The organism is Aliiglaciecola sp. CAU 1673, from assembly GCF_029223185.1.
GTDB lineage: Bacteria > Pseudomonadota > Gammaproteobacteria > Enterobacterales > Alteromonadaceae > Bowmanella.
On record NZ_JARHUG010000003.1, the window covers coordinates 109545 to 131701 of the forward strand.

At 53.6% G+C, this 22157-nt stretch carries 18 protein-coding genes and 1 pseudogene; 4 read left to right on the top strand and 15 right to left on the bottom strand.

The genetic code is table 11. The features are described from left to right. Positions 1-37: 37 nt before the first annotated feature. From P2G88_RS03785 to P2G88_RS03805, 5 genes are all read right to left on the bottom strand, one after another. The gene (locus P2G88_RS03785) at positions 38-727 is read right to left on the bottom strand and encodes a LytTR family DNA-binding domain-containing protein (protein WP_275794360.1); all 690 of its coding nucleotides are present in this window, start codon (positions 725-727) and stop codon (positions 38-40) included. Positions 728-729: 2 nt separating this feature from the next. Next, positions 730-2487 (bottom strand): sensor histidine kinase, encoded by a 1758-nt coding sequence (locus tag P2G88_RS03790; protein WP_275794361.1) that lies wholly within the window; start codon positions 2485-2487, stop codon positions 730-732. Beyond that, the gene (locus P2G88_RS03795; protein ID WP_275794363.1) at positions 2459-2950 is read right to left on the bottom strand and encodes a DUF6653 family protein; all 492 of its coding nucleotides are present in this window, start codon (positions 2948-2950) and stop codon (positions 2459-2461) included. The genes P2G88_RS03790 and P2G88_RS03795 overlap by 29 nt, the downstream gene beginning before the upstream one ends. A gap of 4 nt (positions 2951-2954) precedes the next feature. Beyond that, on the bottom strand, positions 2955-4250 hold the full coding sequence (locus tag P2G88_RS03800) for a hypothetical protein (protein WP_275794364.1): 1296 nt from the start codon (positions 4248-4250) through the stop codon (positions 2955-2957). A 705-nt stretch (positions 4251-4955) separates the two neighbouring features. Then, the gene (locus tag P2G88_RS03805; RefSeq protein WP_275794365.1) at positions 4956-5447 is read right to left on the bottom strand and encodes a hypothetical protein; all 492 of its coding nucleotides are present in this window, start codon (positions 5445-5447) and stop codon (positions 4956-4958) included. A 231-nt stretch (positions 5448-5678) separates the two neighbouring features. On the opposite strand from P2G88_RS03805, the gene P2G88_RS03810 reads away from it, so the two are divergent. Next, positions 5679-6197, top strand: coding sequence for a cytochrome b/b6 domain-containing protein (locus P2G88_RS03810; RefSeq protein ID WP_275794366.1), 519 nt, complete (start codon positions 5679-5681; stop codon positions 6195-6197). A 177-nt stretch (positions 6198-6374) separates the two neighbouring features. On the opposite strand, the gene P2G88_RS03815 is transcribed toward P2G88_RS03810, so the two are convergent. From P2G88_RS03815 to P2G88_RS03845, 7 genes and pseudogenes are all read right to left on the bottom strand, one after another. Then, complete coding sequence (locus P2G88_RS03815) at positions 6375-6866, bottom strand: hypothetical protein (RefSeq protein ID WP_275794367.1); 492 nt, start codon at positions 6864-6866, stop codon at positions 6375-6377. 152 nt (positions 6867-7018) lie between these two features. Beyond that, a complete protein-coding gene (locus P2G88_RS03820; protein WP_275794368.1) occupies positions 7019-7894 on the bottom strand; it encodes a hypothetical protein in 876 nt (291 codons plus the stop codon). Positions 7895-8065: 171 nt separating this feature from the next. Beyond that, a pseudogene (locus P2G88_RS03825) lies at positions 8066-8452 on the bottom strand (acyloxyacyl hydrolase); the annotation flags it as partial. Positions 8453-8473: 21 nt separating this feature from the next. Beyond that, the gene (locus P2G88_RS03830) at positions 8474-8647 is read right to left on the bottom strand and encodes a hypothetical protein (protein ID WP_275794369.1); all 174 of its coding nucleotides are present in this window, start codon (positions 8645-8647) and stop codon (positions 8474-8476) included. 160 nt (positions 8648-8807) lie between these two features. Beyond that, the gene (locus P2G88_RS03835) at positions 8808-9422 is read right to left on the bottom strand and encodes a TetR family transcriptional regulator (protein WP_275794370.1); all 615 of its coding nucleotides are present in this window, start codon (positions 9420-9422) and stop codon (positions 8808-8810) included. Then, entirely contained in the window at positions 9422-12595 is a 3174-nt protein-coding gene (locus tag P2G88_RS03840; RefSeq protein ID WP_275794371.1) for an efflux RND transporter permease subunit, read from the bottom strand. Before P2G88_RS03840 ends, P2G88_RS03835 begins: the two co-directional genes overlap by 1 nt. Next, positions 12588-13874 (bottom strand): efflux RND transporter periplasmic adaptor subunit, encoded by a 1287-nt coding sequence (locus P2G88_RS03845; protein ID WP_275794372.1) that lies wholly within the window; start codon positions 13872-13874, stop codon positions 12588-12590. The genes P2G88_RS03840 and P2G88_RS03845 overlap by 8 nt, the downstream gene beginning before the upstream one ends. Before the next feature lie 186 nt (positions 13875-14060). On the opposite strand from P2G88_RS03845, the gene P2G88_RS03850 reads away from it, so the two are divergent. Both P2G88_RS03850 and P2G88_RS03855 read left to right on the top strand, forming a co-directional pair. Beyond that, on the top strand, positions 14061-14969 hold the full coding sequence (locus P2G88_RS03850) for a CHAD domain-containing protein (protein ID WP_275794374.1): 909 nt from the start codon (positions 14061-14063) through the stop codon (positions 14967-14969). A gap of 1 nt (position 14970) precedes the next feature. Beyond that, positions 14971-16113: a histidinol-phosphate transaminase gene (locus tag P2G88_RS03855; RefSeq protein WP_275794375.1), complete on the top strand. Its 1143-nt coding sequence runs from the start codon at positions 14971-14973 to the stop codon at positions 16111-16113. A 15-nt stretch (positions 16114-16128) separates the two neighbouring features. Here P2G88_RS03855 and lepB read toward each other — a convergent pair whose 3' ends face one another. Next, positions 16129-16767: a signal peptidase I gene (lepB, locus tag P2G88_RS03860; protein ID WP_275794376.1), complete on the bottom strand. Its 639-nt coding sequence runs from the start codon at positions 16765-16767 to the stop codon at positions 16129-16131. Between the two features lie 140 nt (positions 16768-16907). After that, complete coding sequence (locus P2G88_RS03865) at positions 16908-17828, bottom strand: C1 family peptidase (RefSeq protein WP_275794377.1); 921 nt, start codon at positions 17826-17828, stop codon at positions 16908-16910. A gap of 394 nt (positions 17829-18222) precedes the next feature. Between P2G88_RS03865 and P2G88_RS03870 the strand changes: the two genes are divergently transcribed. Continuing rightward, positions 18223-18960 (top strand): MauE/DoxX family redox-associated membrane protein, encoded by a 738-nt coding sequence (locus tag P2G88_RS03870; protein ID WP_275794378.1) that lies wholly within the window; start codon positions 18223-18225, stop codon positions 18958-18960. 57 nt (positions 18961-19017) lie between these two features. On the opposite strand, the gene P2G88_RS03875 is transcribed toward P2G88_RS03870, so the two are convergent. Beyond that, positions 19018-22149 carry a CusA/CzcA family heavy metal efflux RND transporter gene (locus tag P2G88_RS03875; RefSeq protein WP_275794379.1) on the bottom strand — a complete coding sequence of 1044 codons (3132 nt, stop codon included), beginning with the start codon at positions 22147-22149 and terminating at the stop codon, positions 19018-19020. Positions 22150-22157 lie beyond the last annotated feature (8 nt).

Sequence of the window (22157 nt, forward strand, 5' to 3'; positions counted from 1 at the left end):
GTTCCCGGTCTCCTTCTACCGGTTCCCTATCCCTCAATTAAATCATCCTATCCTGAATCTGCCCAAATAAGCTGCGGCTGATAGGTATTTCCTGGCCCTTATGAAAACGCAGCACGGCCTTATTTCCTTGTTTATGGATAGCTGCGGCCTGGTTGAAGTTAGCCAGGTAAGACTTATGCACCCGGCTAAAGTGCGCGGGCAGGATTTGCTCAAGCTTGTTCAGCGGCTTGTCATGTAACAGGGTTTCGCCGCTGTCCAGCACCACCTCAGAGTAAATATTGGCGCCCTGAAAATAGAGCACCCGGCTTAGTTCAATCATTTCGATTTTTCCCTGGCGCTTTATTGCCAGATACCTTGCCCCCTGATGCCGGCCGGCGTGCTTGAATCTGTCCATGGCCTTATTAAATCTTTCGCGGGTAAAGGGCTTAGCGATAAAATCCAGCACGCCGTATTCAAAGGCCTCCAGCGCCCGTTCGGCATAGGCACTGATGACGATGCAATGAAAGGACTCTGCCACCACCAGCTTAAGTAGATTAAAGCCGTCGCGCCCGGCGAGGTTAAGATCCAGGAACAACAGGTCGATGGGATGGCGACTGAGGAAGTCGTCTGCATCATCCAGGCTATGGAAGACATTCAGCTGCAGCGGGTTGCCCTCGAAGTAATCCCGGGTAAAACGCTCGATACGGGCGGCCACAGTATTTTCGTCTTCCACTATCAGGATATGCATGCTCAGGCCTCTTTTTCCTTGCGGATCTTCAGCTTGCGGTAGTTCACTATAATATCCGTCTGCCAATGGCCGGCCGACGCATTGGCCTTCAGGCTCCAGAAAGTGCCAAAGCACTGATTGAGCCTGGCGACGATGTATTTCTCTCCGGTACCAACCCCAATTTGCCTGAACTTGTCGCTTTGCCGCCGGCCCAGGGGCGCCTTAAAGGAAAATAAGGTGGTGTCGGCATCAATCTGACGCTTTTCCAGTTCAAAGACAATCCGCTCTTGTTCATACACATTGTGGCTAAAGGCGTTTTCCACCAGGGTATGGAAGATGGCCGGGGGAAAAGGTTCGCTCCCTTCTATACCCCTTACTTGCAGCTCACAGCGCTTTTGTAACCGCAGTGACATCAGGTTCAGGTGTTTTTGACACAGTGCGATTTCCGTGTCGAGGTCGGACAGCTGGCTGGAGGCCACCTTTGACATCAGGCGAAATTCATCGGCCAGTTCGGCGATAAAGGCGCTACTTTTCTCGGCATCGGTTTCTGTCCACTCCATCAGCGAGGTCAGGGTATTGAGCAGAAAGTGAGGCTGAATATGTTTTTTCAGCAGGTCGGTGCGCAGTTGCGCCTCCAACAACTGGGCGTCTCGCAGGGCATGTTTGCGCTGCTGCATGCTGATGGCATGGGTCAGCAACACAAAGGACAGCAGGAAGGGATAATACAAAAACACATCTTCCAGCGACTGGCTGAACACGCCAATCAGGCACAGCAGCAACCCCAGGGATTCCCACCAATAATGCCTGCCCGATTTAAAGCCGTAAAACAGGCTGATAAACAACGCCAGGCTGAAACTGATGATCCACAGCATTTGAGACTGGTAGGCGGGCAATATCCATTGCAGCAGCTTGGTCAATAGCGCCGCACCCAGCAGCCATAACCATATCCTCGGCACCTTATGGCGCAGCATAAAATACAGGGGCAGCAGCACCACGATCAAAAGGATACTGATGCGCTCCACGGTCAAGTTAAGGGACTCCCAGTCATAGCTGTAGCCCACCAGATGATCCCATTGTATGGCGAAGCCATAGGCGCTGAGCGCCAGCAGAAACAGGGAGAACACCCCGTAATCGGCCTGATAGCCCTCGGTAAAAAACAGCATCAGGAAGTACAGGCCGATCACCAGGCACACGCTTACCATCAGGCTGGGGATCAGGCTCCACAGGCTGACATAGCGAGTGCTGGGATCAAAAGGCCTAAGTTCCCAGTGACGCAGCAACTTCATGCCCTGACTGCGATGGTGGGCCGAGGCTTCGATACGAATGCGGTGGTGGCCCGGGGTGAGCAGATGATTGGGAATAAGATAGCTGGTCCACACCATACCAGGCACTTCCGATGCCGGGCTGGCGCCCGGGCGGCCATTATGGCCCGCCAGAACACCGTCAAAATAGACGGACTGGGCAGCCAGCATATGGACATTCAGCTCCCAATCCTGTGCGGGAGGAGTGTTCCCGGACAGCTCCACATCCCATTCCAGGGCAAACAGGCCCTGGCTTGGTTGGGCGCGCATATGGGCATTAAAGGCTTCCCGGGACGAAGAAGTAAAACTGGGTCCCTGGTCCAGGGTTTCATAGTAGCGAAAGGGCCCATAGCGCTCTACTTGGATGTCCGCGTGGGCGCTTTGCCCCCAAAGCAGAAGCAACAGGGCGGCCAAGGGCCGCCAGGTGTTGAGTGCCGCTAAGCACAGCCTCTTAATACAGCCAATTATTATAGTCGGCATGGTTCCTTGCCATATCATCGAAAAGCCACACCATTCTGTCCAGAAACCAGCTCTGGGACAACAGCAACAGGCTAAATCCTGCCACCGCCAGGTGGCTGTGCTGCAATATCAGCGCAGTAAACAGCATCAGCCAGGTACCGCTCAGCAACCCCAAAATAATCCGCACCATATCCAGATGCTCGGCCCCGATCGGTATCTGTTTTCTGTTGCGCCATACCCTGATGCCAAGTACCGCCCTGGACGCCCAGCGCTTGCTGGTCTTAGGGGGTTCCAACAGTCTGGGACCCTGCCACAGCCAAAGCACTCCCATTGATATCGGCAGCAGCGTCCAGAGGCCCAGATAGGGGCGCCACCAAAGGGCGCCCAGGATCATCAGCAGACTGACATAGCCACAGTACAGGCAATAAGGATGAATATGCCGGACCCAGTAAAGTCCGCTTAGCCATAACAACAGGGACTGCATCTGCTTATTGTCCGGTCCGTGCCAACACGAAACGCTCAAACAGTGGATCTCGCTTGGTCAGATAATCCAGGATCCCCGGCTCCATCCATACATCCATGGTCTGGGAAAGTGGCTGATGGTCCGGGTCGCCGAACTGCCAGAATCGGGTGGGTAAATAAATGGTGATTCCGGAGTAGGGCAGACGATATTCTTTCGCATCGCCATATTGGCTGCCGCTGCCACCAGGGGGCACACCAATAAAAGTGGCCTGGGTGCGATAGTCCAGCTCGGCAACCAGATTACCGGCGGCCGAGAGTACTTGCCTGTCGGTAAACACAAGTAACCGGTCAGGGCGGTTTATTTCAGGGTGGCGCAGAAAGTCGATGATGTCCCCGACAAGTTCATTGTTGCCGCCGTTATTCTGGCGCAAATCCAGCACCACCTTGGTGCCGGGCGCCTGTTGCACAATGGCAAGGGTTTGCTGGGCCAGATCGTTCAAACTGACCCCTCCGGAGGACTCCACCATCCGGTTGAGTTTGATATAGACGGTGGCGTTTTCCTCAAAATGTTCTAGCCAGAGATCGCCACGCTTATTCAGGTAGCCGACGGTATTGTCCTTAGGCAGATTATGGCTGGGGTCGAGGGGGAAATTAATGGGGCTGATAGCCGTTACCGGCATTTCCACGACTTCATTGTTTTCCAGGCGCAGGCTGTAAGTGGTGGCGGTCGGGGAATTGCCTATGCCCAAGCCATAGAGTACGGCGGGGTTGATATAGGCGAAATTGCGAAACACCTCCAGCGATTGCTGATTGTCGCGTGGGATAATGCTGTCTAGTATCGCGTTAGCTTCGCTCAGTGGAAGGCCGTCTATAGCCAGTAGCTCGCCACCGATGAAATCCTGGTGTTCATCCAGGCTTTGGATAAGAAAGACTCCGCCCTCGAAACGGTAGAATTTCAGTGGATTGATCAGATTGTCGGTACCATCGAAATAGGACACCGCCATATGCAGGTCGCGCTCCTGGCCCGGTAGTGCAAAAAGCTGCAGCAGCCTGGCAAACAGGCCGTGGTCATCCAGGCGGGGAATATCCTCAAGCAGTGCCTTTTTTGCGGCATTGAATTCAGTGGCGCTGAAGCTGTGGTAAAGGTTGGGATGCACCGTTGTCATGCGGCCGGTCATATACTCGATATCCGCCGCCCAGCGGGCGTCCCGGGATAGGTTGAGGTCTATGGTGATATTCTGCTCACCGCTGCCACCGCAGGCGGACAACAACAGAGCCAGGCCGGCCCAAGCGGAGCGGCACATTTGGGTTGATAGGTTCATGCTTGTTCCTTATGTAATGTAGGCGAGCTGAAAGTAGCGAAATTAAGACTGATGGCGGTAGATTCGCTGGTGAATGGTCAGCCGGACTGGTGAGTGGGAACATTCAGATCCTTTTCACCCTTCTTATTGTCTGCTAGTCATGGTCGGAAGAAAACTTTTTGCGATAGGCAAAATTCGCCGAAAAGCCAGCAGCTAATTGCCATTTAAGTCTGCCTCTGTCTAAGGTTCGTATTTCCCACTTGACCAGGACCGAGATCCCTTGGGGCCAGCCAGGAAGCGCCAAGCACGGCTGATTTAATGAAGACGCTGCACTGTTGCATCTGTGGCTTGGTGATGTTTGACAACTACGAGGTCCCCCTAAGCCTGTTTGGTATGGTGTTCGAACCGTTCAAGGACAATTTCTACCGGGTATTCCCCGGCTTTCATGACCTTCATCTACAACGTAGAGACGCCGTCCGGTGGCTGGTTGGGATTCATTTTGTGGGGATTATGGCCGCTAGGCGGTAGCGCCCGTACTGGTGCTTTTGGGTTTCGACTCGGTGCAATCCTTATCTGTCTGCGATCCATAACTATGGTCTCTTTCCTGCCTTTCATACAGCAATGGCGTTTCATACAGCAATGGCGTTGCGTGCCCCCCAATTGCAGAAACCAACGCAAGACAGGCCCGACACTGGCATAAGCAAGTCAATGCCGGGTGATTCATAATCAAACTGCTTTTTTGTAAAAATCCACGCTTACCAAGGCAGTATTCTGCTCTTTGTCTTTGTAGACATCTTGCCTCAAAACCTGCTTGCCATCGACGGTCAGTAGGGTAAAGCGTGTAAACATCTCAGCGACTTGCTCGCCTGTGGCAAGATTGATTTGCCTGAGTTGAAAAAATACCGAGTCCTCTTCACGAGCCAGGGTATCCAACTCAATCTGCAGGCCATTGGTAAAATGCATCGATGCCCGTACCTTGCCTTGTAGGTCTGACATTACAGTCGCACCATCGCCAACCGGTTTGCCGTCCTTAAAATACTCAATTTTTGATGACAGTAATTTCCCCTCAATCACTTCCTTGGCGGTGATCCTCTCTTCGACCTGTCCCTCGGCGGAATAACGCTCCCAAACCCCGGTCCATTCGCTAATCTCAAATGCAGATGCCGATAACGACATCCAGCTTGCTAATACTGTGACCAGTGCACGTCTGATTTTCATACCTTTGACTCCTATGCGGTTTAACTGTTCGCCTGCCACAGTAACGCCTTGGCGATAGTTTGTTTCCTACAATTCGACCAGATGCCAGGGTTCTGCGTTGATTGAATGAAAATCGGCCTGTGAAGTAGGTATCTGCAGCACATTCGGGAATCTGGATGTGTCTTGTGGTCTAATCAAGATCGGCACAAATACTTGCCCTCAAACGTTTTAATAAACATGGATTTGTGAGCAATGACATCAAAAACTTACATCATCGACAGGACACTTCACTGGTTTTCTGCCTTGTTGCTGCTATTTATGCTGATGAGCCTGTCCAGTCAGCTGCATAACGTGGATTGGGATATGAAAGGCCAATTGGAGCATCGTCAGGAAGCAGTAGAAATACATGCCCTGATCGGCATGGTGTTGGTATTGCTGACCTTACTGAGGATAGTCTTGCCCTATCTGACCAAGACCAAGACCAAGACCGAGATCCCGAGGGTTAAGCCAAAAAGTACCAAGCATGCTTGGTTTATTAAAATCACCCATCTGGCGCTCTATGTTTGCATTTTCGGCTTGGTGGCCACCGGCCTGATGATGTTTAACAACTACGAAATCCGGCTGAGCTTGTTCGGTATGGCGTTCGAACCGTCCAGGGACAATTTCTACCAGGTATTCCCCGGCTTTCATGACCTTCATATGCAGCATAGAGACGCCATCTGGTGGCTGATTGGTATTCACTTTGTGGGGATTATGGTTGCCAAGCGGTAGCGTCCGTCTCGGGTGCTTTTGGGTGCCAACGCTCTGAAATCCTTATTTGTCTGCGATCCAGAACTATGGTCTTTTTTCCTGCTTTTCAGACAACAAGGGCGTTACGTGCTTGCCCAAGTGTAAAAGCCAAGGCACGCCCGGCATGGGCACCAGTCATTCTATGCCGGATTAAACGCATCAGACCGGCTTCTTGTAAAAATCTACGCTACGTAGAGGGGTATTTTGTTCTTTGTCTTGGTAGACGTCTTGCCTGATGATCTGTTTACCATCGACGGTGAGCAAGGTAAAGCGCGTATACAGGTCAGCAATATGCTCTCCGTTAGCAAGATTGATCTGCCTGAGATGGAAGAACACCGAGTCCTTTTCACGTGCAAGGCTATCCAGCTCAATTTGCATGCCACTGGTAAAATGCATCGTTGCCCGTAACTGGCCGTTCAGGTCTGACATTACCGTTGCCCCATCCCCGACCGGTTTGCCTTCTTTAAAATACTCGATCTTCGATGAGATGAGTTTTCCCTGGACCACTTCCTTTGCACTGATCCTCTCTACGAGTTGCCCCTCGGCGGAATAGCGCTCCCAAACCCCGTTCCATTCACCTATCTCAAATGCCGATACCGACAAGCACATCCAGCTTGCCAATAGTGTGACCAGTGTACCTGTGATTCTCATTGTTCTGATTCCTGTGTTGTTGGATTGCCCTAAATACGGTAACCCCTAAGGCGTGGCTTGTTTCCCACAATACGACCAGATGCAAGGTTTGTGGGTTGATTGCAAGGTTGTCTGGCCTGATAGCGGCACACTCGCTGAAGTAGTTCTGGTGTTTAATGGGGACGCAGCGTCTCAATAATCTGTGCATCGACCCAGAAGATATCGACATCTTCAAATTTGTCCGAACCCATATTCCGTACAAAGAACAGGTATTTTCCGTCTGGAGTGACCTTTGGCCCCGCCTCATAGGCAGCGGTGTTGACTTTGTCACCCATGTTAATGGCAGGGCCCCATGCGCCGTCCGGCTGACGGAAACTGATATAGAGATCGACATCTCCAAATCCACCCTCTTTAATGCCGTCCCACATCACATAGGATTCATCGGGCGCAATAAAGGGATGGGCATTTCGGGTACCGCTGTTGATGTCTTGGTTAAAGGGGATGGGTGCCTCGCGCTTGCCATCTATCAGCCGTGAAAATCGAAGGATACCGTCATCATCCGGACGTCTTTCGTCAATGGCAAAGGTGCCTTGTAAAGAAGCTGAGAGGCTCATAATGTTGATATCATCGAACGGAGCACCCAGGCTTTTTATCTCTGACCAACCGGCGTCGGTGCGCTCTCTGTATCCTTTGCCCAGATGCATGGTCTTGCCGTCCGGCGAGAAGAAGGGATAGAAGGGCCTTGGCTCTTCACTCACTGTTTCAACCCAAAGGTTACCTTTTAGTTTATAGATGACCGTTTCGAATTTATTTTTTTCGCTATTTTTTCTAATAAAGTAAAACGCCTCCATATCATTGGAAAAGACCCCGCCATCATCAAATCCCTGGGTGGTGACAATGCCCGGTGCAAAGGGCTTTGCCGTGAGTCCCGGCGGGGTTTGCCCCAGATAGGGTCCTTCGAGCACTGGTGTGGTTTCTTTGGCAGCAGTGGCGCTACAGATGACCAACGCAGACAGCAATAGAGATACTGAAGGGGAATGAAGCTTCATTATATTTCCTTATATAAATAATTATTTACTTTCCTGATGAACTTGCTTTCGATTGATGCGGCCTTTATGACGAACGAGATGTCAGCGTAACTATCTGATAATATAGATTTTTTACAAGCTCTAGCAGAATAAGGCGAACACACCTAAGGGCAAGGCGAATGGCTGCTGTCCTTAATAGCGCCAGATAAACTCAATCATATGCATATCGGCACCGGTAGTGCCTGAGCCGTTAGTGCCAGCATCGGAATAATGTAAAAAGCGATAGCCAATACCCAGATTGTCGTAGACAGGAAGCCCCATACCCAAGGTCAGGGCAAACTGAAAAGGACCGCCAAAATCCTGGGTACCAAAACGATGCCGGCTCAGTAACGCGCCACCGGCCCCGATATCCACAGCAATGCCCGTTTTGCGGTGTTCAAGGTATAAAGTCGGCACAGCCAACACGACCAAGGTATTGTGGCCGGCGCCGCGAAGCAGCCCCGTACTAGCGATAAGCCCAGTGCCTGAAGCAAAACCCGAATAGGCATGGCGCAGCCAGGGCAGGCGAAAGGTCGCCGCGAGATCGTATTGCTCAAACTCCTAGGTGGCACTTTGGCCCAGCACGGTCTTCTCGGTAAGGTGGGCGCGCAGGCTATAGCTATGCAGGCGCAGGTTGTCGGCATGACTGACGGCGGGATATAAAAGGCCAGCCATCAGCATAATTATCAGGCCACGGGAGACGGCATACTGGTAGAGGGCACGGATGGGCAACATTATTTCGCCTGGTCAAAGACATTCCACAGCAAGTGTAGAATCAGTTACCGGCCTGTGTGGCAGTTAACATACTGTTTATGCCAAGACTAACAACTCAAAGCTGACAATCGGTTAGCAAAAAGACAATACGCTAGAGAGCCAGCCGAACGCCCCAACTACATTAAATCCCCAACCCATACCCCCGAAGCAAAGCACGGATGCCGCTTAGGCTCTCCTCCCTTAACTTATTCTCGGGCTGTAATAACCAGCGGTGCAGGTTGCCTAGAATGAGGCTGATGCATTGGGCGCCGAGTAACGCGATATCTGGCTTGGCTTGCTGCCAGCGGGACTCTGGCACCAGGCTTAGGGCCTCGTGGAAAAGATCCATGCCGTCGGCCAGCTCCTGTAAGTCCATTTGCATCAGCGGGGCGAACTCGTCGGTGTATTCGCATTTAAAGGTGGCGATCATTAACAGCGCTCGTAGCTCCTGGCTTTGTTCCACCTGACCGAGGTAATGGCCAATGGCATCGAGCAGGCCTTGCACCGGATCCTCTGCCTGTGCGGCGATGGCCAGGGTCTGTTCGGTCAGATCTTTGGTGTATTCCTGGTTAATGGCCTCAAAGACTTCCAGTTTGTTTTTAAAATGCCAGTAAAAGGCGCCCTTGGTGACCCCGGCGGCGCTGGCGATATCCGTAAGAGTGGTGTTGGATACCCCCTTGTCGGCAAATAGCATCAGCGCCGTATGCAGCAAGCTTTGGCGGGTTTTCTGGGCGTCTTCTTTGGTACGTCTTGGCATCAGGCTGTCTCTGGGCTGGTGGTGGAACTAAGACCGGCTTCAATCGCATTGGCCCGGCGCGAGGATACTAGATAGTACATGGACGGAATAATCACGATGGCCACCACAGTGGCGGCGATGAGGCCGAAAATAATCGCCATACAAAGGGGGAACCACATGGCATCGCTCAGTGCCAATGGCGTCAGGCCCACGATGGTGGTCAGCGAGGTGCTGAAAATCGGCCGCAGGCGATCGGCGGCGCCGCTGGCAATGGCCTGTGCATAGGGCTTACCGGCTTTTAGGTGGTTATTCATGGTATCCACCATGACGATGGCATCATTGACTACGATCCCCACCAGGGAAATCAGGCCAATCATGGCCGGAAAAGAAAAGGGGATACCAAATAGCCAAAAGCCGCTGAAGGTGCCGGTTAAGGCCAGTGGCAGGGTCAGCAGCACCACTATGGGTTGCAGTAAGGAATTCAGCGCCAGGGTCAGTACCGCAAACACCAGGAAAATGGCCAGCACAAACACCATGCCGGCCTGGCTGTAGGTATCTTCTGCGCTTTCTGCTTCGCCGGCGAAGCGGTAGCCGTAGCCCTGTGGCCAGTCCCCGGCCATGGCATCCAGCTCTGGGGTCATGATATCCAGCACTTCGCCCACGGTAATGCCTTCCACCTTGGCCATTACCGTGATGGCGCGCTTGGTGCCGGTATGGGTAAAGACCGGCGCAGTGGAGCGGATTTCGTAATCCACCAGGTTGGCAAAGGGCACCACATTGCCCTGGCTGTCAAAGATATTAATCAGCGCAATCTCGGAGATGGAGCGCGGGCCGCCCATTGCATCGCCGCGGCTTTGCCAGTAAGTGCTTAATCGGATTTTCAGATCATCCTCTGTGCCTTCCAATTTAAACTTGCCATACTCATCGGCTTCGGTAGCCAGACGCAGTTGGGCGGCAAAGTCCTGCTCGCTGATGCCGTGAAAGCTCAGGGCTTCTGGATTGGCCTGTAGCCTGACCTGGGTTTTCCAGGCGCCCAGATTATTGCGGGCATCGGACACCCCGGTAATGGTGCCAAGGCGCTGCTCCACTTTGAGGGCGATATCGGCAAGGCGCTGCATATCATCGCCCATAATAACGATTTGCAGGGGATCTTCGCCGGTGGAGCCGCCGACCTCGGGCTTAAACAAAATGCTGATCCCCGGCACCTCATACAAGGCCTGCTCCAACCCGGCTCTGAGTTCATCCACGTATTCATAGGCAAGCTTGGGCCGTTCATCCTTGGGCGAAAACAGCGCCGAGAAGCCGACAAAATTGGGGCTGTCGTTAAGCATCAGGTTTTCACTTAAGGAGCCGATGGCCCTGGGGCTGCGCTTGCCCACATACATGGCCACATTGTCAAAAAAGGGCTGCTGACTCAGGTATTCACCGGCAAGTGTGGCCACCTGCTGGCTTTGCTCCAGATTGGCGTTGGGGGCAAGCTCAATGGTGATAGCCAGATTACGGCCGTCGGCCTTGGGGTAAAGCAGCGACGGCAATTGCGAGAAAAGTACCAGTGAGATCCCAAACAGCCCCAGTGCCAGCAGCACCCAGTTACGGGCCTGGGCCTTGGATTGCAGGGCGTTTTGTAGCAGCCAGGTGCGTACCTTGTGCTCCAGGGTTTTGGTTAGCTTATCCACTGCGGTTTCGCCCTTGGCCTTAGTGTCGGCCAACAGCCATTTAGACAGGGGGATACAGACAAAAAAGGCGATAACATAGCTAAACAGCAAACAGGTGACCACGGTCACCGGGATCAGGCGGATAAACTTGCCGTCAATACCACCGATGGCAGCCATGGGCGCCATGGCCAAAATGGTAGTGAGCTGACCGGACATGGCCGGCAAGGCATAGGTTTTCACCGTATTGATGGCCGCCTCGCTAAAGGCCTGTTTTTTCACATACAAATGGTCGTGCATGCCTTCCATGACCAGGATAAACACATCTACCAGCAGTCCCAGCGCCATGACCATGCCGATAATAATCATGGAGTTAAGGCTATAGCCGTTTAGACCCAGCACCATCAGGGTGGCGAGGAAGGTCAGGGGGATGGCCAGGCCTGCCACCAGGGCTTCGCGCCAGGTCAGCATCACCATCAGGATCAGAAACACCGCCACCATGGCCTGCCAGATATTGTCGAAGATATTGTCGAAGGACTCCTGGATAAGCTCACTTTCGTCGCTGATCACCGCCACCTTCAGGTTTTGCGGCCAGAAGGTTTCCTGCTGCATTTGCGCCATCAGCGCCTTGGTTTCCTGAATCAGACCGATGGTGTCCACCCCCGGACGCTTTTTTATGCCCAAAGATACGCCGCTTTCAAAGGCGCTGCCGGTCTCGGAAAAGGCTGTGCGGCTAAGGGCCTGCTCCAGGCCCTTGTAGACCATGGCCAGCTCTTCCAGTCGGATCACCCTGTTGTCGTCCCGGCGTACTATGGGCAACTTGCGCAAGCTCTCGATACTGTCGAAGCGCCCGGCCAGATACAGCTGCACCACAGCATCGCCGTCGTCATACTCGCCCCAGCTCATATCCATATTGGCTTCCTGCAGGCGCTGGCGTACCTGCGATGGCGAGACGCCCAGGGATTTAAGGCGCTCGGGCAGCAAGCGCACCTGTACCGCCGTTTCCCGGTAACCGCCAAGCTCCACTTTCTTAATGCCGGGGTGGCTTTGCAGGCGCTTTTCAATCTTGCGGGTCACTTGGCTCAGGGCGTAATCGTCCAAAGGGCCGTAGAGCATCAGCTCCAGCACCGGGGTGTCGTTAACGGAAATTTGTTCCACCTTGGGCACCTTCACGCCATCGGGAAAGTCGGCCTTGCCCTCGTCCACTTTGGCCCTAAGCCTGGCCATGGCTTCGCTGACATCCAGGTCCGCCTCAAACTCCACTGCCACCAGCGAATAGGAATACTGGGAGCCGCTTTGCAGTTTCTTTAAGCCGTTTAAGCCGTTTAAGGCATCTTCCAGGGGCTTGGTGACTTCTTTTTCGATTTGCTCGGCCGCGGCCCCCGGCCATTCCACCGACACCAGCGCCTGGGGAATGGCCAGATCCGGGTAGTTTTCCCGAAGCATGCTCTGATAGGCCATAAGGCCGCCCAGCAGCATTATCATCAGCGCCAGGCTGCTGATAATGCGATTAACAAAAAACTTATGGGCCAGCTTATTCATGCTTGGCTCCACCATTAACCAGGCGCACCGGCGTACCGTCGGCCAGCTTATGCTTGCCCACCGTCACCACCTGGTCACCATCATTGAGGCCCTCGAGGATCTCGATCTCCTGCAGATCCTCGATACCGGTTTGTACGGCGCGAAGCTGTGCACGGTTGTCGGCATCCAGCATATAAACAAAGGGCTTGTTGTCGCGCATCAGTATTGCTTGATTGGGCACCTTCAGGGTCTGGGGGCGCTCTTCCACCAAAATCCAGGCGGTCACAAACATGCCATCGAGCAGCAGCTCCGCTCCTGCAATGGTATGCACTTTTACCTCCACCGCCCGTTGCTCCAGGCTGATGCTGGGGCTGACGGAAAACACCCGGCCCTGGGTGACACTACTCATATCATTGGCCTGGGCGGCCGCCACCAGCGCTGCCGGGCTATGGCTTAAAAACACTGCCTGGCCTTCGGCCAGCTTGCCGGTGGCGTAGTAGGGCACATTCAGGGTCACTTCGTACTGACTTGTATCCACAATCACCATGGCGGCGCTGGCTTCGCGCTCTCGGTCGCTCATTACCGCCGCCGGGCCGCCCCAATAGTCGCCTTCGCGCACATTGACCTTGCGCAGTACCCCGTCAAAAGGCGCAAACAAGCTGGTTTTTTCCAGTCCCACCTTGGCCTGGTTAAGTTGGGCGATAGCGGATCTTTCCTGGCTGATGGCGGCTTTCAGCTCGGCCTCGGCGCTGCTTAGGGCCTGCTCGGCGTTGAGCTTGTCGGTACGGGCGGCGTCATACTGCTCTTTGGGAATAAGCTTTTGCTGCCATATGGACTCAGTACGCTGGAAATTGTCGCGGGCCAACTCAAGGTTATTGCGGGCCTGCTCAAGTTGCGCCCTGGTCTGGGATATCCGCTCCTTGGCACCGCTCAGATTCGACTCATAGCCGCGCACCACTTCGGTGTCCTCGCGTTCATCCACCCGGCCCAGCAACTGGCCGAAGGTTTCGCCGCTTTGCGGCCCGGACACCTGACTACCGGCCCGAAGTTGAATGCCGTTGTCATCCTTGGCGATGAAGGTCACCCGACCCGGGCGCTCAAAGCTTAGGTATTCGCGGCGAATGCCTTGGGCAATGCCTTCGGCAAAGGCCCAATCCCGCAGCATACCGCGGCTGACTTTAGAGGCGGCCACCGGCACCGCCTTTTGGCTATCAACAGGGGCACTGTCTTCATGGGCCCTAGCAGTGAAGGTAAGTAGAACAAGCATCAGTAAAGTAAGGATTGGGGCTTTTGGCATCATAGAAGTGACCTGATTGAATTGTGTGCATTATATACATTCTGGAAGGTATGTAAATGTGCAGAGTAAGATCTAATGGCCCTAGTTATAGACCAAACTTCCTAGCTGTCTGTAAAAGACTAAAAAACAGGCTTAAAAACAAGCCCTTGGCTATCCTTGTTTAACTTTCAAACTGCATAGGAAAAGGTGGTGGGATTCTGCCTGCAAGTGGATGAATCCCTGGAAGAGGGGTTAAGACGTATCAGCCTCGAGCAAATCCGGGGGGCTATCAAAGATATCGACAGCGATAAGTTATCTGCCCATGAAAAGGTGCATGAGGTGCGTAAACGCTGCAAGCGCTTGCGAGGTTTATTGCGCCTTGTGCGTCCTGCCATGGCAGAGTATTCATCGGCCAATGCCCTGTTTCGGGATATGGCCAGAGACTTATCGTCACTTCGGGATAACCAGGCCTGTATCGAATCTCTGGGGGCGCTAATTGCTGCTTGTAAGTCGGAATTAAAAGGGCAGAATCTTGCGCCTATCAGAGACTACTTACATAGTCAGCGCGACGCACAGGCCAGTGAAAAAAAGGATGTTCTTGAAGCCCTGAAACAAGTCAAAAAGGCCATGAAAAAGGCCGTCACAGAGGTCGATAGCTGGCAACTGGATACCGATAAACCTCAGGCTTGGCTGGCCGGATTTCGTGCCAACTACCGACAAGGACGGCGCGCCATGGGCCTTGCCTTACAGGAGCCCAGTACCGAGCACTTTCATGAATGGCGAAAGCGAGTGAAGTATCACTGGTTTCACTTGCAGCTATTAGAAAACATCTGGCCCTCCCTGCTTATTCCATTGGCAGAGGAGGCGCACCAGTTGTCAGCCATTATTGGCGATGAACATGATCTGTCGGTGCTGCAGTCGGTATTGGGACCCTATCATCAACGACAAAACATGGATAAAACCCTGGCATTACTGTTTACTTTGCTGGATGGGCGTCGGGCAGAACTTCGCAGTCAAGCTTTTATATCGGGGCAGCGTTTATATGCTGACACCTCCAAGACCCTGGGCAAACGTTTTGCCGCTTATTGGACCCAATGGCGGATCAGTAAAGGAGAATAATATGGCATCGCAGCATCTGGCGCGCCGCGACTTTATCAAGTTATTAGGTGGCGCTATGGCGCTGGGGCTAACGCCTTTCAGCTTGGCATCCTCGGCGTTGCCTGCACTTCGCCAGGGGCAAGCACAGTTGTTGCTGCACTTTAACGAAAACGCGTTGGGGATGTCGCCCAACGCCATGCTGGCGGCACAAAATGCGCTGCTGGAGCTTGGCAATCGGTACCCCGATGCGCTTCGGGCACAGCTAGTGTCTGCCCTGGCTGCCAAGCATGGCGTATCGGAAGAGCAGATCGTATTGGGTAATGGCTCAAGCCAGGTATTACAGGCTGCGGTGCGCTGGGCCAAAGAGCAGGGCGCCAAACTACTGCAACCCTCACCGACGTTTGGCCTGATGGCTGACACCGCGCGCCTGGAGGGAATGCAGGTGATTGATATACCGGTCGGCAAAGGTTTTGTGACCGACATTCAAGCCATGGCAAAGGCGGCGGCCGCAGAGAAAGGCGCGCTGTTGATCAACTTGTGCAACCCGAATAACCCCACCGGCACCATTGTCGAGACGAAAGTACTGACTGACTGGATTAAATCCTCTCCCTCTAATCATTTCTTCCTGGTCGATGAGGCTTATTTTGATTACGCAGAGGGGCAGCCGGGGTATGCGTCGGCTCTGCCGCTGGTAAAAGCGGGGATGGACAATGTGATGGTGGCGCGTACCTTCTCCAAAGTCTATGGTATGGCTGGCCTTAGGATGGGCTATGGCCTGGCGACTACCAATACCGCCCTGGCCATCGATGATTATTCGGCCGGGTTTAACCTGAATGCACCGGGTCTGGCTGCTTCCCTGGCGTCCATTGAGGATGAGGCCTACCGTCAGCAAAGTCTGGCTTCCAACCTGGAAGCCAAGAAAATCTTGTTGAATACCCTGGACAAACTTGAGCTCGAGTATATTCCCAGCCATACCAACTTTGTGTTGCATCGGATTAACAGTCCTTTGGCCGATTATCAAAAACGTATGCTGGAAGCCGGCATCCGGGTGGGCCGGCGGATGACTGACGAAGATGGCTGGAACCGCCTGTCCATCGGTACTCCCGCGCAGATGCGGGATTTCGTCAATACCCTTCAAGTGTTTCGGGAGCGCGGCTGGGCGTAAGCTCAGCCACTAACCCTAAATTGCCTGCCAGAATCTATCGGTCCTTGGCAGATAATAATTATCGGGGTTTATCGACAGCGCCACATGATGGGCCCGCCCCAGCAATTCTTCCCTTGGCACAAAGCCAATCACTCTGGAATCGGCGCTGTTGTCGCGGTTATCACCCAAGGCCAGATAATGGTTATCAGGGACTCTGACAGGCGCAAAGTTGGATAACCGGGAGCCGCCAGGGGCGAGGCGTACGGCATGAGAGAATCCGAGCAGATTTTCCGACAATTCCCCCTGATCTGACAGTTGATAAGCCAACTGCTGGCCGTTGATAAACAGCGCATTCTGTCGCATTTCAATCACATCACCGGGGATCCCAACGACCCGTTTAATCAAGCGGGTGTCAGCGCGCTTGGAATCAAACACAACAATATCGCCACGTTTAGGTTCAGCCAGTTTTACCAGCGAGACATGGGTGAAAGGGATACGCAGATCATAGGCCATTTTATCTACTAATACCCGGTCGCCCTCAACGATGGTGGGTTGCATGGAGCCCGTTGGCACGTTGTACCAATCGGCAACGGCGCTTCTAAACACCAGCATTAAGACTACAAAGAGGAAAAAGCCGCGATTGTTGTGCCAGATGCCCTTTAGTTTGTTTGACATGGATTTATCCTGCTCCTTATTTACACTTCTGTGACCTGAAGAGCTGGCGATAATTCCGGCGCCAAATCAGTAAGATGTAACAAATTGAAAAATAAGAAAAGGCAGGGTGGCCAAAGGTGGGTTCCCTGCCTCCAGGTATATCAATCGTTCAGGCCGAAGCGATTGGTATCAACCCATTCATTGCGGATAAGTGACCACCAATCCACTGCCAGACCCTGCAACACATATTCATAGGGCAACCAGCCATAACCGTCTTCACCCCAGCTCTCACCCCATGAATTGCGGATCATCAGGGCACCTTGCGTGGTGATGCGATCATTGCCTGACCCATTGACGATTTCCTTATCATCATCATAGCCAACGGCCACCACCGCATGACCGCCTTGGGTGCGTTCAGTGCGAGCAGGAAAGGGGATCCTGCCATCATTACTTGCCTGTGAGATGGACTGATAGACGGTAAAACCAAACATCGCGGGCAACGCCCGGGAGATGTTGGTTTTAATGCGGTCCAGTAGCTGATGACGACTGATGCCATTGGGATCCAGCCGGTAGTAACTCAATGCCTGATAGTTCTGGCCAAAAGCATAGCAAAAGGAGGAGGGTTCCTCGTCAAAGCGACTGATGTCATAGGGCCAGTAACTTTCCGGCGGTACGCCAAAGAGTTTCATGGCCGCCATGGTGGTACGCAAGTAAGCGCCGGTATCGCCTTGCCACTGCAGCAAGTTCCGGGTTGCTTTGTACAAAAACAGCCTGGAAGCATCGGTATGGCGACCAAAGGCCCGGCGCTCAAAATATTCCAGCAATGCCACACCGGCATTGGCAGTGCATGAGCCTATGCTCTGTTGGTTTTCAATGGGAGGACACCAGCGGGTGAGGTCGCGTCTGCCAGGTAAGTCCGCATGGTGGGTGTTGGCAATACCCAGTTCCTTGGCCATCTCTTTTAAGGAACGTTGCTGGCCATGGCTTTTGGCCTTGGGAGACACCGAGTCAAAATTCAAATCACGGTCACGAAAATCAGGCAAATCGGGCAACCAGCCCAGGGAAAGGGTAGAAGTGCTCATCAGACTTTCTCCATCAGATTAAAGGGAACATCCATTAATCGATCCCCACGTCTGACTACGGGAACCGGTGTTTGAGTATGGCTGGTTTGTGGATGTTTTGCCGGGTAACAGTATTCCCGACGAAATGACGAGTGTTGCGATTGGTTCTCAGTGCACAAGCCTGGGTGTTCGTCTAAAGCGTTGGCGGGATTGTGAACGGGGATGAAGGCGATTTGCCACAAGGTATAAGCTTTTAGCCGTTAAACGGAACAACCTGATAAGACTACAGTGACGTCATAACAGACGATTGCCCTGCAAAAAACAAGACCTGACCCCAATCCTGTCTATCCCAGTTCGACTTGAAATCTGCATCATAGCCACTAGGTTGAAGGAGAAGATTAAGAGGGCGATAGAGATGGCAAAGCAAGCGCAGTTATACCGCATGGTAACCGAGGACCACATCTGCCCCTTTGGCTTAAAGTCCAAGGCATTGCTTGAGCAGGAGGGCTATGAGGTTGAGGATCATCAGCTGCAAAGCCGCGAGCAAACGGATGCTTTTATGGACAAGCATCAGGTGGATACTACCCCCCAGACGTTTATCGAGGATAAACGTATTGGCGGTTACGATGAGCTACTCCAATACTTCAACAAGACCTTACCTGAAGATAAACCAGCTGCCGCCTACCGGCCAGTGATCGCTATTTTTGCCATCGGTTTATTGCTGGCAATCGCCGTGAATGGAGTAGGTGGGGAACCGCTTTTCTCTATGCTTACGGTGGAGCGTTTTGTGGCTTTTTGTATGACTTTGCTGGCCTTGCAAAAACTACAGGATGTGGAGGCCTTTTCTAATCAATTCCTTGGCTATGATCTGCTGGCCCAACGCTGGGTACGCTATGCCTATCTTTATCCTTTTGCTGAAGCTTACGCCGGTATCGGCATGTTGGCTGGTCTGTGGGCTTATCTGGTGGCGCCTGTTTCCTTATTTATTGGTACGGTAGGGGCGATTTCGGTGTTTAAGGCGGTGTACATTGATAAGCGTGAGCTTAAATGTGCCTGTGTGGGCGGCAATAGTGAAGTGCCACTTGGCTTTGTCTCCCTCACGGAAAACCTGTTTATGATCGCTGCCGGGGTTTGGATGTTCTACAAGCTGTGAGCTTAAGGCCGCCAGGGAAATTCGCGGCGGCCTAATTGATCTTTAGGCTCTCCCTATTCAGGCTTGTTGCAATTTGTCCCTGTGCACCAATCGATAAAGCGCAGGCAGCACCACCAGGGTCAGCAGGGTAGCCGACACAATGCCGCCGATGACCACGGTGGCCAGTGGCCGTTGTACCTCGGCGCCGGTGCCGGTGTTAAAGGCCATGGGCACAAAGCCAAGGCTGGCCACAAGGGCGGTCATCAGCACGGGTCTTAAACGTGCGCTAGCTCCTTCCGCAATAGCCATATACAGCGGTTTCCCTTTTTCTCTGAGTTGGCGGATAAAGGACAGCATCACCAAGCCGTTAAGTACTGCCACGCCCGACAAGGCAATAAAGCCCACGGCAGCAGAGATGGATAAGGGCATATGGCGCAGGCTCAGGGCCAATACCCCGCCGGTCAGCGCCAATGGCACGGAGCTAAACACAATCAGGGTATCGCGCAAAGAGTTCAGGGCACTGTAGAGCAAGCCCAGGATCAGCAGCAGGGTCAGTGGCACGACCAAGGACAAGCGCTTGCTGGCCGATTGCAGTTGCTCGAAGGTACCGCCGTAATCCAGCCAATAGCCCGGGGGCAGGGCCAGTTCTCTCGCCATTAATGACTGCACTTCGGCGATAAAACCGGCCAGATCCCGGCCTTCTACGTTGGCACTGATGACCACATTGCGTTTACCGCTTTCACGATTGACCTGATTGGGGCCTTCGCCGACCACGATATCGGCCACTTCCCCCAAAGGCACATAGGCCAGCTCCGGGTTAAGGCTGCTGTGTACGGCCACCGGTAACTGGGCCAGCGCTTGGGGTGTCTGTGACCACTGCTCATCCAGGCGCACCAATAGCTGAAAGCGTCTGTCCCCTTCGTATACCAGCCCGGTGGCGATGCCGCCTATGGCGGCGCTCACCGTATCCTGAATATCAGTGACACTAAGGCCTAACAGCGCCATATGATCGCGCTGCGGAATAACCGACAATGTCGGTAGACCGGATAGCTGCTCCAGGCGCACATCAGCGGCTCCATCAACCTTGCCAAGCAGCATCTGGGCTGTTTCACCCAAGGCCGTTAACATGTCCAGGTCATCGCCGTAAATGCGCAGGGCAACTTCGGCCCGTACCCCGGCAATCAGCTCGTTAAAGCGCATTTCAATGGGTTGGGTAAACTCATAGTTATTGCCGGGCACGTCAGCCACCCGCAGGCGCAGCTTTTCGATGAAATCCTTTTTCGACAGGCCGGGATCCGGCCACTGACTGCGGGGTTTGAGCATAATAAAGGTGTCGGCCACATAGGGTGGCATCGGGTCATTGGCGATGTCGGGGGTACCAATCTTGGAATAAACCAGGGCGACTTCACCCAGTTCGCCGATGGCTTGTTCCAGTTGCCGTTGCATCTGTACCGACTGATCCAAACCGGTGCCGGGGATCCGCAAGGCATGCATGGCCACATCGCCTTCATCCAGCTTGGGCAAAAATTCCGCGCCCATGCGCGAAGCCTGCCAGGACGCACCCAGTAAAAGTACCAGGGCAAAGCCAACCATCAGCAGGGGATAGCGCAGTGATTGCCTGAGCACAGGCGAATACAGGCGCCTTGCCATGGCCATCAACCGGTTTTCCTTCTCTACCACCTTACCCCGCAGAAAGATGGCCAGGGCTGCCGGTACAAAGGTAATGGCAAAGAGCAGGGCGCCCAGGAGGGCCGCCACCACCGTAAAGGCCATGGGGTGGAACATTTTGCCCTCTATGCCGCTTAGGGCGAAGATTGGTAAATACACCAGCATAATGATCAGCACACCGAAAAGGGCCGGATTAAACACTTCTTTGGTGCTGGCATACACCACTTCCAGCCGTTCCTTAACAGACAACAGCCGTCCCGCACCTTGCTGGGCCAATCCCAGGCGGCGTAAGGCGTTTTCCACCACTATGACCGCACCATCGACAATAATGCCAAAGTCGATGGCGCCCAGGCTCATCAAATTCCCCGACACTCGGTTGGCGGCCATACCGCTGATGGCAAAGAGCATGCTAAGAGGGATAACCAATGCCGTAATCAGGGCCGCTGTGATATTTCCAAGCAGCAGAAACAGCACCACGATCACCAGCACTGCGCCTTCAAACAGGTTGGTTTTAACGGTGTCGATGGTTTTCTCTACCAAGGTGGTGCGATCGTATACCGCTTCTACTATCACCCCTTGCGGCAGACTCTGCTGCACCGACGCCAATTTTCCGGCCACCGCCTTGGCGACGATACGGCTATTTTCGCCCATCAGCATCATGGCAGTGCCAAGCACCGCTTCTTCTCCACCATAACTGGCCGCACCCGTGCGCAGTTCCTTGCCTAAGCGCACTTCGGCCACATCGGCAATTCTTACAGGGGCGTCGTCACGCTTGGTCACCACCAGTTGCGCAATCTCTTGCTGATTACGCAGCTGGCCGGGGGTGCGAACCAGATACTGCTGGCCGTTGCGCTCAATATAACCGGCGCCCCGGTTACTGTTGTTGAGGCTCAGGGCGGCGGCTATATCATGGATGCTCAGCTTGTAAGCCAGCAATTTGCCTGGGTCGGGTGCCACCTGATATTGGCGTTCAAAGCCGCCGATACTGTTGATTTCCACGATCCCGGGAACCTTGAGTAGCTGCGGCCGAATAACCCAGTCTTGCAACGTACGCAGATCTTCGGCTGTAAAGGGCTGTCCATCGTCACGCAGCGCCCCCGGCTCACTGCGTACAATATAGGTAAAAATTTCCCCCAGCCCACTAATGATAGGCCCCATGGCCGGTTCGATGCCGGGTGGCAGGTCGGCAGCGACTTGTTGCAGGCGTTCGCTGATTTGCTGTCTGGCCCAGTAGATATCGGTGCCGTCTTCAAACACCACAGTAACCTGGGACAGGCCATAGCGTGAAAGGGAGCGGGTATAATCCAAGCGCGGCAAGCCGGCCATGGCATTTTCCACCAGGTAGGTGATGCGCTGCTCCACCTCCAGTGGGGTATAGCCTTCGCCCTTGGTATTGATCTGCACCTGAATATTGGTGATATCTGGTACCGCGTCAATTGGCAGACGCCACGCGTTATAAACACCCACTGCGGCGATAAGCATGGTTAGCGCCAGCACCAGATAGCGCCGTTTAATGGCAAACGAAATAATATGGTCAGTCATGATCTACC

Bases quoted from the DNA above. Each gene is read 5' to 3' on its own strand.
- P2G88_RS03840 (WP_275794371.1), bottom strand. From the start codon at position 12,595: ATGAATAAGCTGGCCCATAAGTTTTTTGTTAATCGCATTATCAGCAGC.
- P2G88_RS03830 (WP_275794369.1), bottom strand. From the start codon at position 8,647: ATGTTGCCCATCCGTGCCCTCTACCAGTATGCCGTCTCCCGTGGCCTG.
- P2G88_RS03810 (WP_275794366.1), top strand. From the start codon at position 5,679: ATGACATCAAAAACTTACATCATCGACAGGACACTTCACTGGTTTTCT.
- P2G88_RS03805 (WP_275794365.1), bottom strand. From the start codon at position 5,447: ATGAAAATCAGACGTGCACTGGTCACAGTATTAGCAAGCTGGATGTCG.
- P2G88_RS03870 (WP_275794378.1), top strand. From the start codon at position 18,223: ATGGCAAAGCAAGCGCAGTTATACCGCATGGTAACCGAGGACCACATC.
- P2G88_RS03795 (WP_275794363.1), bottom strand. From the start codon at position 2,950: ATGCAGTCCCTGTTGTTATGGCTAAGCGGACTTTACTGGGTCCGGCAT.
- P2G88_RS03800 (WP_275794364.1), bottom strand. From the start codon at position 4,250: ATGAACCTATCAACCCAAATGTGCCGCTCCGCTTGGGCCGGCCTGGCT.
- P2G88_RS03855 (WP_275794375.1), top strand. From the start codon at position 14,971: ATGGCATCGCAGCATCTGGCGCGCCGCGACTTTATCAAGTTATTAGGT.
- P2G88_RS03790 (WP_275794361.1), bottom strand. From the start codon at position 2,487: ATGCCGACTATAATAATTGGCTGTATTAAGAGGCTGTGCTTAGCGGCA.
- P2G88_RS03875 (WP_275794379.1), bottom strand. From the start codon at position 22,149: ATGACTGACCATATTATTTCGTTTGCCATTAAACGGCGCTATCTGGTG.
- P2G88_RS03785 (WP_275794360.1), bottom strand. From the start codon at position 727: ATGCATATCCTGATAGTGGAAGACGAAAATACTGTGGCCGCCCGTATC.
- P2G88_RS03865 (WP_275794377.1), bottom strand. From the start codon at position 17,828: ATGAGCACTTCTACCCTTTCCCTGGGCTGGTTGCCCGATTTGCCTGAT.
- P2G88_RS03820 (WP_275794368.1), bottom strand. From the start codon at position 7,894: ATGAAGCTTCATTCCCCTTCAGTATCTCTATTGCTGTCTGCGTTGGTC.
- P2G88_RS03835 (WP_275794370.1), bottom strand. From the start codon at position 9,422: ATGCCAAGACGTACCAAAGAAGACGCCCAGAAAACCCGCCAAAGCTTG.
- P2G88_RS03815 (WP_275794367.1), bottom strand. From the start codon at position 6,866: ATGAGAATCACAGGTACACTGGTCACACTATTGGCAAGCTGGATGTGC.
- P2G88_RS03845 (WP_275794372.1), bottom strand. From the start codon at position 13,874: ATGATGCCAAAAGCCCCAATCCTTACTTTACTGATGCTTGTTCTACTT.
- lepB (WP_275794376.1), bottom strand. From the start codon at position 16,767: ATGTCAAACAAACTAAAGGGCATCTGGCACAACAATCGCGGCTTTTTC.